19 protein-coding genes are annotated in these 16,647 nt (G+C 58.6%); 5 read left to right on the top strand and 14 right to left on the bottom strand.

Annotated elements, in window-relative coordinates:
- Positions 1-160 precede the first annotated feature (160 nt).
- The 3 genes from ACR0DY_RS09645 to ACR0DY_RS09635 form a co-directional block, all read right to left on the bottom strand.
- On the bottom strand, positions 161-1,903 hold the full coding sequence (locus ACR0DY_RS09645; RefSeq protein WP_480898178.1) for a peptidoglycan -binding protein: 1,743 nt from the start codon (positions 1,901-1,903) through the stop codon (positions 161-163).
- A gap of 3 nt (positions 1,904-1,906) precedes the next feature.
- The gene (locus tag ACR0DY_RS09640; protein ID WP_480898175.1) at positions 1,907-3,085 is read right to left on the bottom strand and encodes a biopolymer transporter ExbB; all 1,179 of its coding nucleotides are present in this window, start codon (positions 3,083-3,085) and stop codon (positions 1,907-1,909) included.
- Between the two features lie 69 nt (positions 3,086-3,154).
- Positions 3,155-3,685, bottom strand: a complete 531-nt coding sequence (locus ACR0DY_RS09635) for a gamma-glutamylcyclotransferase (RefSeq protein ID WP_480487542.1) — start codon at positions 3,683-3,685, stop codon at positions 3,155-3,157.
- A 67-nt stretch (positions 3,686-3,752) separates the two neighbouring features.
- On the opposite strand from ACR0DY_RS09635, the gene ACR0DY_RS09630 reads away from it, so the two are divergent.
- The gene (locus ACR0DY_RS09630; RefSeq protein WP_480898172.1) at positions 3,753-4,754 is read left to right on the top strand and encodes a DUF2125 domain-containing protein; all 1,002 of its coding nucleotides are present in this window, start codon (positions 3,753-3,755) and stop codon (positions 4,752-4,754) included.
- Here ACR0DY_RS09630 and ACR0DY_RS09625 read toward each other — a convergent pair.
- The 4 genes from ACR0DY_RS09625 to ACR0DY_RS09610 all read right to left on the bottom strand — a co-directional run bounded on the left by ACR0DY_RS09625 (position 4,751) and on the right by ACR0DY_RS09610 (position 9,081).
- Positions 4,751-5,602, bottom strand: a complete 852-nt coding sequence (locus ACR0DY_RS09625) for an extensin-like domain-containing protein (RefSeq protein ID WP_480898170.1) — start codon at positions 5,600-5,602, stop codon at positions 4,751-4,753. The two genes, ACR0DY_RS09630 and ACR0DY_RS09625, sit on opposite strands and share 4 nt — an antisense overlap.
- Positions 5,599-6,519, bottom strand: a complete 921-nt coding sequence (locus ACR0DY_RS09620; protein WP_267365625.1) for a prephenate/arogenate dehydrogenase family protein — start codon at positions 6,517-6,519, stop codon at positions 5,599-5,601. The genes ACR0DY_RS09625 and ACR0DY_RS09620 overlap by 4 nt, the downstream gene beginning before the upstream one ends.
- The gene (hisC, locus tag ACR0DY_RS09615; protein WP_480546149.1) at positions 6,516-7,601 is read right to left on the bottom strand and encodes a histidinol-phosphate transaminase; all 1,086 of its coding nucleotides are present in this window, start codon (positions 7,599-7,601) and stop codon (positions 6,516-6,518) included. Before hisC ends, ACR0DY_RS09620 begins: the two co-directional genes overlap by 4 nt.
- A gap of 64 nt (positions 7,602-7,665) precedes the next feature.
- Positions 7,666-9,081 carry an aminotransferase class V-fold PLP-dependent enzyme gene (locus ACR0DY_RS09610; RefSeq protein WP_480546150.1) on the bottom strand — a complete coding sequence of 472 codons (1,416 nt, stop codon included), beginning with the start codon at positions 9,079-9,081 and terminating at the stop codon, positions 7,666-7,668.
- Between the two features lie 102 nt (positions 9,082-9,183).
- On the opposite strand from ACR0DY_RS09610, the gene ACR0DY_RS09605 reads away from it, so the two are divergent.
- A complete protein-coding gene (locus ACR0DY_RS09605; protein WP_480482304.1) occupies positions 9,184-9,645 on the top strand; it encodes an Lrp/AsnC family transcriptional regulator in 462 nt (153 codons plus the stop codon).
- Here ACR0DY_RS09605 and ACR0DY_RS09600 read toward each other — a convergent pair whose 3' ends face one another.
- Positions 9,646-10,518, bottom strand: a complete 873-nt coding sequence (locus ACR0DY_RS09600; protein ID WP_480546151.1) for a LysR family transcriptional regulator — start codon at positions 10,516-10,518, stop codon at positions 9,646-9,648. It abuts the gene before it with no gap.
- A gap of 93 nt (positions 10,519-10,611) precedes the next feature.
- On the opposite strand from ACR0DY_RS09600, the gene ACR0DY_RS09595 reads away from it, so the two are divergent.
- Positions 10,612-10,893 carry a DUF1330 domain-containing protein gene (locus tag ACR0DY_RS09595; protein ID WP_480546152.1) on the top strand — a complete coding sequence of 94 codons (282 nt, stop codon included), beginning with the start codon at positions 10,612-10,614 and terminating at the stop codon, positions 10,891-10,893.
- Positions 10,894-10,951: 58 nt separating this feature from the next.
- Here the strand turns inward: ACR0DY_RS09595 and rpsD are convergent, their stop codons facing one another.
- On the bottom strand, positions 10,952-11,572 hold the full coding sequence (gene rpsD, locus ACR0DY_RS09590) for a 30S ribosomal protein S4 (protein ID WP_170374584.1): 621 nt from the start codon (positions 11,570-11,572) through the stop codon (positions 10,952-10,954).
- 271 nt (positions 11,573-11,843) lie between these two features.
- Positions 11,844-12,287, bottom strand: a complete 444-nt coding sequence (locus tag ACR0DY_RS09585; protein WP_267367456.1) for a hypothetical protein — start codon at positions 12,285-12,287, stop codon at positions 11,844-11,846.
- A 278-nt stretch (positions 12,288-12,565) separates the two neighbouring features.
- On the opposite strand from ACR0DY_RS09585, the gene ACR0DY_RS09580 reads away from it, so the two are divergent.
- Positions 12,566-13,009: a hypothetical protein gene (locus ACR0DY_RS09580; protein WP_480546153.1), complete on the top strand. Its 444-nt coding sequence runs from the start codon at positions 12,566-12,568 to the stop codon at positions 13,007-13,009.
- A 12-nt stretch (positions 13,010-13,021) separates the two neighbouring features.
- Here ACR0DY_RS09580 and ACR0DY_RS09575 read toward each other — a convergent pair whose 3' ends face one another.
- Together ACR0DY_RS09575 and ACR0DY_RS09570 are read right to left on the bottom strand one after the other, a co-directional pair.
- A complete protein-coding gene (locus tag ACR0DY_RS09575; RefSeq protein WP_480546154.1) occupies positions 13,022-13,663 on the bottom strand; it encodes an NAD(P)-dependent oxidoreductase in 642 nt (213 codons plus the stop codon).
- A complete protein-coding gene (locus tag ACR0DY_RS09570; protein ID WP_480482316.1) occupies positions 13,660-14,568 on the bottom strand; it encodes an EamA family transporter in 909 nt (302 codons plus the stop codon). The genes ACR0DY_RS09575 and ACR0DY_RS09570 overlap by 4 nt, the downstream gene beginning before the upstream one ends.
- A gap of 78 nt (positions 14,569-14,646) precedes the next feature.
- On the opposite strand from ACR0DY_RS09570, the gene ACR0DY_RS09565 reads away from it, so the two are divergent.
- Entirely contained in the window at positions 14,647-15,141 is a 495-nt protein-coding gene (locus tag ACR0DY_RS09565) for a MarR family winged helix-turn-helix transcriptional regulator (protein WP_480482318.1), read from the top strand.
- 420 nt (positions 15,142-15,561) lie between these two features.
- Here ACR0DY_RS09565 and uraH read toward each other — a convergent pair whose 3' ends face one another.
- Both uraH and ACR0DY_RS09555 read right to left on the bottom strand, forming a co-directional pair.
- Entirely contained in the window at positions 15,562-15,915 is a 354-nt protein-coding gene (uraH, locus tag ACR0DY_RS09560) for a hydroxyisourate hydrolase (protein ID WP_480487523.1), read from the bottom strand.
- Between the two features lie 196 nt (positions 15,916-16,111).
- Complete coding sequence (locus ACR0DY_RS09555; RefSeq protein WP_480898164.1) at positions 16,112-16,546, bottom strand: Bug family tripartite tricarboxylate transporter substrate binding protein; 435 nt, start codon at positions 16,544-16,546, stop codon at positions 16,112-16,114.
- Positions 16,547-16,647: the final 101 nt, after the last annotated feature.

Genomic DNA, 16,647 nt, shown 5'->3' with positions numbered 1-16,647 from the left:
ACCCGGCGTCGCGTTGGCATCTCGGTTAGGCCGCGTGTGAAACGTCTGGCGGACATGCACCGCCTTGATTTTCCAACGGTTCGGGTCACTGTGGCCGGGATCGCCACTAACCGGTTGCGGATCGGCTGTTTGTTTTCGTGACTGCTAAGGGCCAGTGGCCTTACCTTTCGGTCAGCTTCAACTCGATCCGGCGGTTTTGCGCGCGTGCCTCGGGCGTGTCAGCCGGATTGACGGGCTGGAATTCACCAAACCCGTTGGCTGCAAGGCGGTTGGGCGGAATGCCCAGCGCGTCAACCATATAGCGCACAACCGACAGCGCGCGACCCTGGCTGAGCTCCCAGTTGTCGCGATACCTGCCCGACCCGGCCAGAGGAACGTTGTCGGTGTGGCCGTCGACCCGGATCACCCAGTTCAGACCGGGCGGGATTTCAGCAGCGACACTGCGCAGGATGCTGGCCACCTTGGCGACTTCCTGCTGCCCTTCTGCGGACAGCACGGCGGACCCGGTCGGAAACAGAACCTCGGACGAGAACACGAACCGGTCGCCTTCGATGCGCACCCCTTCCTGACCGCCAAGGACGTCCCGCAAACGACCAAAGAATTCCGAGCGATAGCGTTGCAGGTCCTCGGCCTGTGCCGCCAGTTCCTGGTTCTGCCCGGCCAGAGCCTTGGCCTCGGCCTCAAGACGCAGGCGCTCCGCTTCTTCCAGCAGACGGCGCCTGCGTTCTTCGGATGCGGCACGGGCCAGTGCGGCGTTCAGGTCCTGCCCTAAGGTCTGAATCTGCACCTCGGCGGCGGCGTTGCGTTCTTCGAAATCATCAAGCAAAGCCTGCAAAGAGCCCAATTGCCCGCGCAGGGCGGCGATCTGCTGGTTCAGCAGGGCGGCCTCTCTCTGCGCCTCGGCAGAGATTTCTTTTTCATCCGAAAGCGTCGCATTGGCGAGGTCCAATAAGGCCTGCCGCTGCTCGGCCAGAGAGCGTTGCGCATCGGCATCCGCCTGCGCTTGTGTCTGCGCCTGCAAAGCGGATTCAAGCTGGGCCCGCAGTTCATCGGGGTTCACGTCGCCAAACTGACGCTCCAACGCGGCACGCGCCGCCTGTGCTGCCGCCAGCAGGGTGAGTGTGTCTTCAGCCTCTTTGCGCTGCGCTTCGAGTGCGAGTGTCATGGCCGTCAGTTCGGCATCGGCATCCTGAAGGCGGTTACGCAATGCTTCGGCGGCGGCGGCTTCGGCCAGACGGGCGGCCTCTTCATCGCTGAGCTGCTGTTCAAGGTTGGTGATCTGGGCGTCCCGGTCGGCGCTGCCTTGCTCCAGATCCGCCACCAGTGCTTCCAGTGCTTCCCGACGGGCAGCGGCCAAACGGGCGGCTTCGGTCTGTGCGTCGATTTCCTCGCGGCTTTGGGCAAGCGCCAGGTTCAACGCCTCCTGCTCGGTCAGCAGTTTCGCGCGCTGCGATTCAAGCGCTGCAATATCACCCAGTGCCCGTTCCTGTTCGGCCAGCAGGGCGGCAACTTGCGCTTCGAAGTTGGTGATCCGGGTCTGTGCCTGATCCAATGCGGCAGCCTGACGGTCGCGCTCGGTGGTCAGTGACGCGATCAGTGACTGGGCTTGCGCGAGATCGTCTTCAGCCCGCGACAGGGTGGTGTTCAACGCCCCAAGTCGCGCCTGCAACCGGCTGTTTTCGCGTTCTTCCAGCCCCAGCGCGCCCGCCAGAGCTGCGATTTCGTCGGCCAATGTGGTCAGTTCGTCTTCCTGACCCGAGATGGTTTCGCGCAGCACAAACTGGATCACCATGAAGATGGTCAGCACAAAGGTCAGCACCATCAACAGCCCCGTCATCGCGTCGACGAAACCGGGCCAGACCGAGCCCTGGAACCGTTGACCGGTGCGGCGGGACAGCGCCATGGGTTATTCTCCTTCCGGCGTGGTACGCACCGCACCGCGCGGCAGGGTCAGCGCCTTGACCAGCAGTTCAATATCCTTGCGGAACTCGTTCATGCTTTCCTGCCGACCCGCCGATATCTCTTCGAGGATACGCAGCAGCTGCACATCCATCGAGCGCAGGCGCATCCGGCTTTCGGCGTCGATACCTTCACCCGCACCGTGATCGCGCATGTGATCCAGCAGGGCTTCCTGACCCAGCGCCACGCGTTCCAACACCGCTGTGACACTTTCGGTATTGGCCTGACGGTTGTTCATCTCACCGATCACATCGACTAGCAAACCCAGCTTGGCGGAAACCTCGGCCCGGTCGCTTTCCTGCGCTGAAAACAGATCCTGCAATGCGTCCATCTGTTCGGACATGGCGTCCAGCACCGGCGTGAGCACGGCAATTTCGGCACCGCCTTCTTCTCCACCCGCGAAACCTACACGGGTGATCGAAGACAGCCATTCTTCGAGCTCGCGATAGAAACGGTTCTGGCCATGCCCTGCGAAAACTTCGAGCAGACCGACGATCAGCGACCCCGCAAGACCCAGCAGAGACGATCCGAACGCAACGCCCATCCCCTGCAACTGCGCTTCGAGCCCGGTCATCAGGCGGTTGAAAACGGCCAGCCCTTCTTCGCCCTCCTGCGGATTAAGGCTGCGGATCGTATCGACGATGGCAGGTACGGTTGTTGCCAGACCGAAGAACGTACCCAAAAGACCCAGATAGATCAGCACATTGGTGATATAGCGGGTGATCTCCCGCTCTTCCTCGACCCGTTCGGCCACGGAATCCAGAATGGAGCGGGTCGAGGTCGAACTGATCTGCGACCGCGCGCCCCGTTCGCGCAGCAACGAGGCCAAAGGTGCAAGCAATTGCGGCGTGCGGGCGTCTTCGCGCACTACACCGCCAACAAAGGCCTCGATCCAGCGTACGGATCCGATCAGTTGCGTCACCTGATAGAAACAGGCAAGAACGCCGATCAGAAAAACCATCAGGATGAAGCCGTTCAGGTACGGGTTGGCGAAGAAAACCGGTAACACATAGGGCAGCGCCAGAAACACACCCAGCCCGGACAGGCCGATCGCCATCAACATCAACAGAATCTGCCGTGTTGGATGCGAGAAATGGGGTCTCGCGCCCTGATGTGCCTGCGCCATGCGCGTGGTTCCCGGTATTTGCCTGCTCTGCGTCGAAACTAGCGAAATTCCACTGGTGACGCCAAGAGTTTATGCGGTAATACTGCGCACCCGTTGCGCCAACCACTCAAGATCGGCGTCGCGCAGGCCGATCTCGGCCAGATGTTCGGCGGTATTGTACAGGTATTCGTCATTCGGGCCGCGCCCGCCAACCGCATGGGCGATGATCCGGGCCTGATCCTCCAACGGCATCCCGCCGCAATACTGCACATGGTCGGCATCGATCACATAGGTCACGGCGTTGACAATGTCGCCATTTTCCAGATGCACATCCAGCATACGTTCGACATAGGCCGACGAGATCAGCTCGCGCTCGCGCAGTTCGTGCAGGGTGCGGTCTTCGTGACCGGTTTCAACCGCAAGGGCCAAACCGGTGCAGGTCGCGTTTGCCTGTTCGTCCAGCGCCAGCACCAGCCCCGGTTCTTCCTCGGTTCCCCGGTGGTGGATCGAGCTCATGCAGAAGGACCGGGCATAGCCATGCAGTGTCGCGCGTTCGCTGCGCGCGACCGGAAAGCCCGGATTCCACAGCAGCGATCCATAACCGAAAACCCACATCGTCATTGCACTGGTCCTTGCCCGTTTGGGCCTATAAACATCAATTCCGAGGCAGGAAAAAGGGCCAAAGCTCATGCGCCGTGTCATACGAGTGATCATTTTTATCGGCATCCTTTGGAGCGCCTATTGGTTTGTCGCCGGATATGGTCTGCGCGCGGCAATCACTGGCTGGTTTGATCAACAACAGGCGCGCGGCTGGCTGGCTGATTTCTCGGACGTGGCAACGGCAGGGTATCCGACCCATCACGTGACTCGTCTGAACAACCCTGCCCTTGCAGATCCGGTGAATGGCACAGCCTGGCGTGCGGACTGGATCGAATTCGAAAGCCCCGCGATCTGGCCCGGCCGGCAGGTGCTGCGGTTTGCCGAGACGCCGCAACGACTGTCTTACTACGATCAAACCTCAACGATTGTCGCCGATGAATTGATTGCAGAACTACAGTTGCAGCCCGGCGTTTCGCTTGTGCTTGAGAAACTGGCGCTGACGGCAGGGGCGTGGTCGGTGACCGAGAACACCACTGCACTGGCCGCCGGGGACACCCTGAGCCTGATCATGGCGCAAACATCCCTGCCCGAAGCCTATGCCATTACCGCCCGCGCGGATGGGTTCACACCCGGCGACCGGTTGCGGGCCCTTATGAATTCGGCGGCTTCGCTGCCGCAGTCCTTCGAAACGCTGGAACTGGACATGGTCACCACGTTCAGCAAAGTCTGGGACAGGTCGGCGCTGGAGGACAGCAGACCACAGCCCGTGGCCATCGACCTGCGACTGGCCGAGATCAAATGGGGTGGGTTGCGTTTGTTTGCGGCTGGGAAACTGGATGTAGACGCGCAGGGTGTTCCCAGTGGTGAGATCGCCGTCAAAGCCGAGAACTGGCGTGATATGATCGACATGGCAAACGCGGCAGGCGCTCTGCCCGATCAGGCGGTTGATCCTGTCACCCGCGCACTGAATTTTCTGGCAGGGCTGGGCGGCAACCCCAACGCACTGGACCTTCGGCTAAACTTCCGGGACGGTTTTGTCGCTCTGGGGCCGGTTCCGCTGGGCCCTGCCCCGCGGCTGATCTTGCGTTAACGGCAATACGCTCCGCTGCGGTAGCGTGCCGTATCCAGATGGAAATGATCGCGATGGTAGCTGTCCGAGTTCGGCCCCAAAACGGTGCCGAACGGGCCACACGCGCCGCGCCAGATCTTCTGCAATTGCTTCTTTGACGGGTTCTTGCGCCATCCTGCGAGGACGGTCACCACCTCACCATCGGCCATTTTGAAGGCCGAAATATCGATCGCGCGCCCTTTGCCGTGCTCGGAAATCCGCGCGCCTTTGCGGTTGTTGCGGGTTCGGCAGGCATAATGAGCCGCCACCTGCAATTCGACCACCGGGCCGCGACGTTTGAAGGTGGGTTTGACTGTCTTATCGACCCATTTGTTCAGCGCAACGGCGGTGCCGCAATCCATTGTCGACGGGCGGCTGAGTGCCACACCGGAAACAGAGGTGATCTGCACTGCATCTTTTACGCCACAGGCTGAATTCTCGCTGCCGACCCTGCCGACGGGCTTGCCCTGAATTGCGATATCTCCGCAAACGGACCCTTTGCGCAGCTTGCGTTTTTTGAAAAGCACCTGCTGTTCAAGCGATTCAGGTCTCATGTTAGGCATCAGCGAGGTGTCGGGCCCCAGCAGTGGCAAATCCGAAGGTCGCGCCAGGGCGGCAGTGACCTGCGGTGAAACCGGACGTGAGATGGGGCGCAGATCGGTTATGGCCGCGACGGACACCGGGGCAACGGCGGACACAACCTGTACGTTGTGCTGGTCCAGAATCGGACGTGCAGGAGGAACCAGAGATCGTTCCAGAGGTGCTGCCCGTGTGGCCATGGCGCACAACGCCATGATCCCGATCAGAAATTGCCCCCGGTATGACCTCATGAACCTGCCTTTCCCCGCCCGAAATCCGGTGCGTCGGTGTCCTGCCCCGCGTCGATGATGCCGCGACGAATAGCACGGGTATGGGTGAAGTAGTCAAACAAATGTTCCCCGTCCCCGGTCCGGATGGCACGTTGCAGCGCAAACAGCTCTTCCGTGAACCGGCCCAGGATTTCCAGCGTCGCGTCTTTGTTGGACAGGAACACATCACGCCACATGGTCGGGTCGGATGCGGCGATGCGAGTGAAGTCCCGGAAACCCGCGGCCGAGTATTTGATCACTTCGCTATCGGTCACCCGGCGCAGATCGTCGGCCACGCCAACCATCGTGTAGGCGATCAGGTGCGGCGCATGGGACGTGACGGCCAGAACCAGATCGTGATGATCGGCGTCCATCTCATCCACATGGGACCCCATACCTTCCCACAACGCCCGAAGGCGGGCGATTGCATCCGGGTCGGTCCCTTCGACAGGCACCAGCAGGCACCAGCGATTGTCGAACAATTTGGCAAAACCCGATTCCGGACCGGAATGCTCTGTCCCAGCCAAAGGATGCGCGGGAATGAAATGCACACCTTCGGGGATATGCGGCTGAACCGCCTGAATGACATGCCGCTTGACCGACCCCACGTCCGACAGGGTCGCGCCGGGCTTGAGCACGGGCGCGATGTCTTCTGCGACGGCCCCCATTGCCCCCACGGGCACGCAAAGAACGACAAGATCCGCACCTTCGACCGCTTCGCGCGCCGTGTCACAGACGCGGTCGCACAGCCCGATTCTGCGCGCCGTGTCACGTGTCGCCTCGGACCGGGCATAGCCGGTCACTTCCCCGGCCAGGCCCCCACGCTTGATCGCCCAGAACATGGAGGAGGCAATCAGGCCAAGCCCGATCAGCGCAACCCGGTCGTAAATCTGGCTCATGCTGCACCCTCTTTGAATGCTGTAATCGCCGAAACAACGCGGCGGCAGGCTTCCTCATCGCCCACGGTGATCCGCAGGGCATTCGGCAGGTTGTAGCCTGCAACCCGGCGGACAATCAAACCCTGCGTCTTCAGATAGTCGTCACAGGCCTCGGCCTCGGTCCTGTCGGCAAAACGCGCGAGGATGAAATTGGTGCAGGACGGGTCCGAGGGCACGCCGATCTTGTCCAGCTCCTCGGCCAGCCACACCCGAAGGCGCGCATTTTCGGATTGGCAGAACGTCAGGAATTCGACGTCGCTGATCGCTGCTTCGGCTGCGGCCAGAGCTGTCAAAGACAGGTTGAAGGGCTGACGCACCCGGTTCAGTACATCGATAATCGATTGGTGCGCATACCCCCAGCCGACCCGCATCCCGCCCAGCCCGTACACTTTCGAGAATGTGCGGGTCATGATCACGTTCTCATACGCATCCACCAAAGACGCGCCACCATCGAAATCGCCGACGAATTCGGCATAGGCGCCGTCCAGAACCATCAGGCAGGTATCAGGCAGACGCTGCGCCAGACGGTCCAGTTCGTCGTTCGAGATCATGGTCGAGGTCGGGTTACCGGGGTTGGTGACAAACACGATCCGCGTCTGGCTGGTTACGGCGGCCAGAATGGCATCCACATCAACTTTGCGGTCGCGCTCGGCCACCATGACCGGCGTGGCACCTGCCATGCGGGCAATGATCGGGTACATGGAGAACCCGTGCTCGGTATAGATCACCTCATCCCCCGGCCCTGCATAGGCCTGAGCGATGAATTGCAGCACCTCGTCGCTGCCGACACCGCAGATGATCTGCGCAGGGTCCAGCCCGTGACGTGCGCCGATGGCCGAGCGCAAACTGGCGTGGTCGGTGTTGGGGTACCGATGCAAATTTGCCGCGCTGTCGCGCACCGCCTCAATCGCCTTGGGGCTGGGGCCGAACGGGTTCTCGTTCGAGCTCAGCTTGATCACATGCTCAACACCCGCCACATGCGACTGGCCGCCCTGATAAAGCGCGATGTCCATAATGCCGGGTTGCGGGGTGATCTTGGTCATGAGAGGCTCCGTTGATTGGGCCCCTCATACCTGTCTCAACGGATTGAGAAAAGCGGCAATTCCATCATGCGGCCTTGAAGCGCGCAGTCGCCGGGTCGGCGTTGTAATACGGCACGAATTCCTCGGTACGGCGGGACAGGTCATTGACACTGTCGATGATGAATTGAACCGTTTCCTCGCTCATCAGGTACGAGAAATTCAGGCGTACCCAGCCGGGTTTCTTCATCTCTTCGCCCGCAGACAAGGCCGCGTGCAGAGCCTCGGACGCGGCGCGGTCAATCCCCAGCAGGCGGTGGGCATAAGGCCCTGCGCAGGCACATCCGCCACGTGCCTGAATGCCGTAGACGTCGCTGAGCATCCGGGTAAACAGCTGCTGATGCACAGGCTGTCCCGCGTTGTCGCGCACAAGGAAAGAGAAGATCGGCAGGCGATGCGAATTATTGACCCCAAGCAATGTCAGGTGCGGGTTATCCTTCCACCCGTCCAGCGCCATCTGGTTGTACTGCGCCTCGCGTCTTGCGATTTCTTCCGTGCCGACGACATCCTTGACGATAAAGGCAAGCGCCGCGCGGATATCACCGATCACGTTGGGCGTTCCCGCCTCTTCCCGCGCAGACAGGTCCGCACTGTAGTCATGCCGCCACGGTGACACGAAACTGACGGTGCCGCCGCCCGGCCAGCTGGGGCAGTTCCGTTTGACTGCAGCCCGGTTTACGATCAGAACACCCGACGCGCCCGGACCGCCCGGGAACTTGTGCGGGGAAACGACGATCGCATCCTTGCGCGCGTCCGCCGGCCCCATATCCATCGGCAGGTAAGGCCCGCCTCCGGCGTAATCCCAAATCGCCACGGCACCATGCGCCTTGAGCAACCGCGTCACCGGATCAGGGTCAGTGACAATTCCGGTTACATTGGACGCCGCCGAAAAGGAACCGATCAGAAGATCTGCGCCTGCATGGGTCAACAGCGCGGTTTCCAGCGCCCCCAGGTCAACACCGCCACCTTCGGCTTCGGGGATTTCAACCACAAGTGCCTTGCTTTCCCGCCACGGCAGGATGTTCGAGTGATGCTCGTAAGGACCAATCAAGACAACCGGTTGGTCGGCCTCTGCCACCCCGAGCAGGCTGACCAACCGGTTGAGCCCCGCAGTGGCACCAGACCCGGTGAAGATCACCGCATCCTCTTCCTGGGCACCTACAATGCGGGCTATTTCCGCCCGCGCCTCGCGGCGCAGATGTGTCATGTAAGATCCGCAGTAAGAGGCCTCGGTGTGGCTGTTCGCGTAAAACGGCAACACATGTTGCGCCACAAAGTCTTCGACCTGCCGCAAGGCGCGACCCGAAGCGACGTAATCCGCATAGACAAGCGGCACGTCCCCATGCAGACCCGGGATCAGAACATTCTCTCCGATCAGCCCATCGCGCAGGTTTGAATTGTGAGCGGTGGAACAGAGTTCCGCACGAAACTTGGACAGGGACATTGCATTGGCTCCTAACTGCCCGAGTAATGTGATTTATTATTCGCGCGAAAACTTCACCTATAATTGCGTAGATTTTAAATACTTTGTGTCATATGATTAGTTATGTCATCTAAAATAGATCAAATTGACACACGCGTTCTGAAAGAGCTGCAAAAGGACGCCACCCTGTCGCAACGGGAATTGGCGGATCGTGTAGGGCTTTCCCAGAACGCCTGCTGGCGACGTCTGAAGGCTTTGAACGAAGATGGTGTCCTGATCGGTTCAACCGCCCGCATCGCACGCGAGAAATTGGGGCTGAGCCTTGTGGTCTTTGTCATGCTGCGCACGCGGCATCATTCGACCGAGTGGCTACAGGCCTTTCGCAGCCACGTTCTGACGATCCCCGAGGTCGTGGATTTTCATCGTATCGGCGGTGATTATGATTATCAGCTGAAAGTCGTTACACAGGATATGGCGTCTTACGACAAGGTGTATCAACGGCTGATCGAAAAGGTCGAGCTGGACAGCGTCACGTCGTATTTCGCGATGGAAGCAATCGCCGAAGGACGACCTTTGCCGATTTGATCACGCCGTAAACAGCGGGCGTTTTTGTTTAAAAAAGGGCACCGCGATATCGCGGAACGCGACCAGTTTCGCCGAAGGCCAAACATCCGGGTGCGCCACGATCCAGATATCTGCGTAGGGTTGCGGTGAAAGGACCGGAACCTGCACCAAGCCCCGAAGTGAGCGGCCCAGAAACACCGGCATACGCACAACGCCCAACCCTGATTGTGCGGCACCCGCCATCGCGACCATGTCATCAAAACGCATATGTATGCGCGAGTTCGGATAGATATTGTCGACGCCGTCCGGCAGGTTCGGCTGCTTCTCATAAAGCAACCAATCCACGGGCGCGTTCGGATCTTGCTGCATTCGCGCGGCCCATTCAGGCGTGGCAAAACAAGCGCTGTGCTGTTGCGTCAGGCGCAGACCTTTCAACGTATCGCCGGGGTTGCGGCTGATCCGGATCGCTATGTCGGCTTCGCGCCGATTAAGATCCAGAATCTCGTTTGCTGCACGCACCTGCAAAGACACAGCAGGGTGCCTTTGAGCAAAATCACCCAGCGCCGGGGCCAGCACATGGGCAATTAAGAGTTGCGGCGCAGTTAAGGTCAGTTGCCCTTCCAACCGGGCATCCCGCCCTGACAAACCACGCAGCATCGCATGTTCTGCGCTTTCCATCCGGGCAGCATATGCAGCGACAAGATGCGCTGCTTCTGTCGGCCGATACCCGTCGGTTAGCCTTTCGAACAGCACTTCGCCTGTCGCCGCTTCGGCGCGGGCTATACGGCGCGCGACAGTTGTGTAGTTGACGCCAAGCTCTTGTGCCGCGGCGGACAGGGTACGCCTGCGGACCACGGCGAGTACGGCCCGGTAATCATCCCAATGAATATCCATACATGCAAATTCGCATACCAATGATGCAAATACACGCGTTTTCGCAAAGCAGATCACACCCTAGCTTTTGCCCACACATCAAGGAGCAAAGCCATGATCTATGCCTACGCAAAACTTACCGTAAAGAATCCCGACGCTCTGGCCGCTTATCGCGAGCAGGCAGGGCCTGCACTGGCCCGCCATGGCGGAAAGGTCGAACACGCGACTGCTGAAACAACCGCGCTGGACGGCACACCGGACTTACCTGACGTTGCAGCCCTGCTTTCCTTTCCCAACCGGGACGCTGCACTGGGATGGATCAACGACCCGGAACTAAAAGACATTCACGAGCTGCGTCGCAGCGCAGGCGCGTCAGATATCGTTCTGCTGGGCTGAAAATGAAAAGAGCCGCACCCAAAGGTGCGGCTCTGAATTCCAGGTCGGAAAGCGAAGATCAGTTCTTCGCGTAGAATTCGACGACCAGGTTCGGTTCCATCATGACCGGGTACGGCACATCGCTCAGGCCCGGTGCGCGAACGAACGTTGCGGTCATTTTCGAGTGGTCGGCGTCGATGTAGTCAGGAACATCGCGCTCGGCCAAGGCAACAGCTTCCAGAACAACAGCCAGCTGCTTGGACTTGTCACGCACTTCGATGACGTCGCCTTCTTTGACACGGTAGCTGGGGATGTTGACCCGCTTGCCGTTCACTTTGACGTGGCCGTGGTTCACGAACTGACGCGCAGCGAAGACGGTCGGTACAAACTTGGCACGATAGACGACGGCGTCCAGACGGCGCTCCAGCAGGCCGATCAGGTTTTCACCGGTGTCGCCTTTGACACGCTCGGCTTCGGCATAGATGCGGCGGAACTGCTTTTCGGTCAGGTCGCCGTAGTAGCCTTTCAGCTTCTGCTTGGCACGCAGCTGCAGACCGAAGTCCGATAGTTTGCCTTTGCGGCGCTGGCCGTGCTGGCCGGGGCCATATTCACGACGGTTAACCGGGGATTTCGGACGACCCCAGATGTTTTCGCCCATCCGGCGGTCGATTTTGTACTTGGCAGACGTGCGTTTGGTCACGGCTGATCTCCTTCTTTAGGTCGATGCCCAAACGGGCAACTATGAAGGGCGTTGTCCTCTTGAGATTTCCCTCATGACAGGCTTCCCCTTGCGGGGGCCACCAACACCAATGAAGCCGCGCTTATATCCGCAAAGCCGGCAGAGTCAACACGGCATTCAACGCAGTTTCGAATATCTGCAAAGATATGTTCGCCGCAGGCAGCACAGGCCCCTGCGCGCATAGCGACGGTTGCCGTCACACCGCTTTCATCAAGAAAAATGCAGGTGGCGTTCAGGCCGGAAATGCAACGACATTCCCGCCGCCTTCAACACCCGCCTTGTGCACCATCACAACCTCGGTCACGTCGACGATCCAGAATTCTTCATCCCGTGGCGGGCATGCGCCATCGAAAACGATGGTTGGTGCTGCATCATTGGTGTCGGCAACAAGGTTGGCTGAAAACCGCTGCGACCCATTGGTAAGTGTCAAAGCACCGGTCACGTGGCCGGAAACTTCCCGGACAATCGGGAAGCGGTTTTGTATGCGGGTTGCAGCGCCCCGCGCATATCCAATCTGTTCGACGCTGTTCTCGGCTTCTGCGCTCAGCACTATCGCCTGTCCGCGCCATGACCAAGCCGCGCCGACGGCCAGACACGCCAGAGGCGCGTCCTCGAGTCCGTCGATTTCAGTTTGATCCCATGAAATGGCTACCTGACCGTTAACTCCGGCTCTCATCTGCCCACTCGCACTATTTAACATCCCGATATTCAATCATTGCTTATCAGCACCAAATCCGGCGGAAAAGAGACGGGAATGAAGCATTCACAAGAATGTTGCAGAAGTGAATCAAAAATATGTGTTTGCCTTGATCCAAGCTGATTATCTGAGCATCAGCTTGCTGCGGCGACCCAGGGAATGGTTTCTGATCAGAGATCAAGATGGAAAAACCCACTCGTGAGAGTGGTGGTCACACTTCCTTAGTCAGACATGCGATCCGACGGAGCGTTTTGGTGATGGGCGCTAAGCTGCTGCCGGACCGTCCATGGACCTTGACGCCGAGTGTAACGGCATTGGCGGCAACATGCGTTCTTTTGACCTTGTTCACTGGTGTGGCCCTGCCGATCTATCTCAAACTGGTGCACACGCTAGGGTCCATGGACGTCACAAGCCAGGCGTATCTGCGCGCCGGTGTCGGTGTGATGCCGGGTCTGGCCATCCTGGGTGAGACATTAACCTGCCCTGTGGCGATAGGGCTTTTCTCGGTCATTGGTGCACCTGCAGTATTTCACCAGCCGCCATGGACCGCCCCGCTGATTCGGCTCATAGCTGCCTTACGTCAGCGACCGTCGATGCCGTGGTGCGGCCTGTTCGTTTTCGTAAGGTCGCGTGACAAGACCGCTTTCGAGAAAACACCCCGCTTGCGAACTGCAGACGGGGCGCTTTGCCAAAACGACTAGGTCGTTGGGGGTTCAATAACCTACGGTAAAGGCGGCGCGTGGATATTTGGGCGATTGAGCCTCATCTACAATTGCCACTGCAAAATCTTCCATGGAGATTTCTGAGTTGCCGGCGTCATCAACAATCAGGTTATCTGTGTCGGTTCTGAAGACGCCCAGGCGTTCACCGGGCTGCAATAAGGCGGACGGGCTGGCATAGGTCCAGTTTGCTGAGGCATCCGATGAACAGAGTTCCCACTGCGCCATGGATGCACGTGCGGTTGGGACTATGCTTTCAGGCAGAAAGTCTGGATCTGATAAGACAGTGTGCGGGCTGCCATCGGGCATATGCAGACGAGCGGCACCCCCAATAATAATTACACGAAGACGGACAAGAGATGCGACATGCAGGATGGATCGGGTCAAAGCAACAACTTCGCCTTCACGCCCGGCCGGTGTACGCACAGCGCTTATGGCCAAATCCTGGCCAGCCATCGCAGTGGCCAATGCCGCAGGGTCTGCGACATCTGCAACAACCGGCTTGGCACCTTTGGGTAGTTTTTTGAGCCCCGCCTCATTTCGAACTGCCGCAGTAACCTCATGGCCACGCGAAATGGCCTCAGTCACGACACGAGAACCGACGTCGCCAGTGGCACCAAATACAACAAGTTTCATGAGCATTCTCCTTTTGAGACGAGGTGTGAATTGGAAGTTCTTGAAAGTACGGAATTGCCCATCTGCCCAGCACGCTGTCCAAGCCAGATTGCCGTGAGCACAACCCCGGCTCCGGCGATCTGGGTGGGTGTCAAAGCCTGACCAAGAAGCATCCATCCAATAATGACTGCGGAAAGCGGGCTGAGAAAACCAAGGGCTGAAACGGCGCCGGGTTCGATCCGGGAAACGCCCCGGAACCATAAGATGTATGTCAGCGCAGCCCCGATCAGAGTGAGATAGACGATGCCGGTGATGTTTTGCGTATTCAATGGTGGAAACGCAGGCTCAAACAAAAGCGCCAAGGGTACCAGCAACAGCCCCCCTGCCGTGAGTTGCCAGGCCGCCAAAGTCAAAAGGGGCACAGGGGCTTGCCACTTCCGGGTCAGAACTGTGCCCGCCCCCATGGAGGCTGCGCCCCCGATGCCCGCAATCACTCCAATCGGATCAAGTGAAATCCCCGAACCAAGAACAAGAAGTCCGACCCCAAAGATACCGATCAGTGCCGCGACCACCGCAGACACCTTGACCGTCGTACCAATCAGCACCCCGGCCAAGAATACGACAATCAAAGGCTGAACCGCCCCAACAGTTGCGGCTACACCGCCAGGCAGCCGGTATGCCGCCACAAATAGCAATGTCCAGAACGCGGTGAAGTTGAGCGCACCGAGAACGAAGGCGCGTATCCACCAGATACCCTGCGGCAATTGCCGGGCAAGAACAAGCAATAGCAGGCCAGCGGGCAAAGCCCGCAGGGCAGCCATAGTGACTGGGTACCCGGCCGGAAGGAATTCAGTCGTAACGTAGTACGTGCTGCCCCAGACCAGCGGCGCGATTGCAGTGAGCGCGATGTCGACACGATGTTTCATGAGGAATCTCCATTTATCTTGACGTCAAGATATTACTCATTCTCTTGACGTCAAGATAAATCTTCGCAATATGCTTCCATGGACCACATTGATCGTATCATTTCGCAATGGAACAAAGCCCGACCCGACCTTGATGTCGGACCGATGGAAACGATTGGGCGTCTCTCCCGCCTGGTGGCTCAACTCAGAAAAGAGATGGACAAAACCTGGAAGGTTTACGGGCTAAACCTCGCCAGCTTTGATGTACTGGCGACTCTGCGCAGATCCGGAAAGCCTGAAGGCTTGTCGCCCGGGGAATTGCTTGACCTGACCATGGTGACGTCCGGGACAATGACCAACCGGATTGACCAGCTCGTCAAGGCAGGTCTGGTAGAGCGCGTACCAAATCCTGAAGATAAACGGGGTTTTTTGATACGTTTGACCAAGGCCGGGTTCTCAAAAATCGAAAATGTCGTTTCAGATCACGTTGAAACACAACATCGGCTCTTGAGAGGGTTATCACCCACGCAGCGCGAAAACCTGAATGAATTGCTTAAAACACTGGGCGAGGCGATTGACGTAGACGCGAAATAAATACCGGAAAATTGGCGCGTCCCAAGAAACCAACACACTCTCAGAATACGACTTTGCATTGGAACTAACTACCAATGCTCTAACAGGATTCTCATTGCTACAATTTTATGAAACACAGGCGAACATTGCTCGGTTCTGTTTCGCAGTTCTTGATTACCTGATGATCGGGAATGTACAGCAGTTTGGTATTCTTGGCCGAGTTCGCCCTCGGTTCTGCCACAGAATAGTTGCCACCCGTGTCTGAGGTCGTCACGACCTACTCCTGTCAGTCCCAGCACGCGCTACCAGAACTGCGTTCGACCTGCCAGGTTGGGACGAAATTTGCGACAGAACCCTTTCACCCGCTTCAACTCTAGCGACTGGTTATGTTTACGACTTTCGGGCGCGGCTTTTTCGCCGTCCATGATACCTGTAGGGCGGTCAGCTGCCGCGATAGGTTGCGTAGCTGAATGGCGAGAGCAGGAGCGGTACATGGTAGTGGATCGCTTCCGACATGATGAACCGAAGCGGGATGACGTCCAGGAAGCGTGGCTTTTCGGGAGCAACACCAGCCAGGTCCAGATAGTCTCCGGCATGGAAGACTAGTTCATAGACGCCTTTTGCAAACCGTTCTGTCGGCATCACCTGTTCATCGGTGCGGCCGTCGCCGTTTGTCGTGAGCGTCTTGAGATACGTGCGCCGGTCGCCCTCGATCTGGAACAGTTCGATCTTCATTCCCTCTGCCGGGCGGCCGCGCGCGGTGTCGAGAACATGGGTCGTGAGATAGCCAGACATTGATTTTCCTCAAAGTTCTGAAGCGTTAAAGCACTTTGATGTTCACTTTGCATAGTCCACTGAACTTGTCAGACGGGGCAACTAAGGGAGTTGATGCCGGGCCAAAGTCTCAGATGAATCTCATCGGCTTGCGCGGCATAAACCGCAGGAGACTGGTCGCCATACAAGATGAGCATGGCGACCAAATCAAAGCGGTCTACTCCTTGATTCCGGCCGATTCGATCAGGGGCGCCCAGACCTCGATCGAGTTCGCAACGAAGGCTGTGTAGTCCTCGGTCGACATCGCCGCATGCGTTATCCCGAGTTCCTTTAGCCGTTCCTGGACATCGGGACTGCCAAAAAGAGCAAGGACGGTGTCGTGAATTGTCTCGGCGGTTGCCGGGTCGATGCCCGCCGGTCCGGACAGGCCAACCCAGTTCTCAATCACGATGTCGTAGCCCTGCTCCTTAAAGGTCGGGACGTCAGGAATTTCCTTGTTCCGCTCAGGTGAAGCGATCGCAATCGCGACGGCTTCGTTGTCTTCGATCATCTCGCTGTTCTGAACGACCATGTCATAGAAACTGTCCAGCACGCCGGCGCGAAAATCTTGGATCGCCGGAGAGCTGCCCTGGTAGGGCACGTTGTCCGTCATCGAATGATTTGGAACACGAGCGTTTGATTGGCTTAGGAGGATCAGGCTCGCCGCAGTTTCAATCTACGCCGCGTTCTGATGATGCAGCAAGCGGCGTTTCT

The organism is Ruegeria sp. O6 (genome assembly GCF_056535045.1).
Note: the sequence above shows the minus strand (reverse complement) of the source record. Positions and strands in the feature narration are given on the sequence as shown.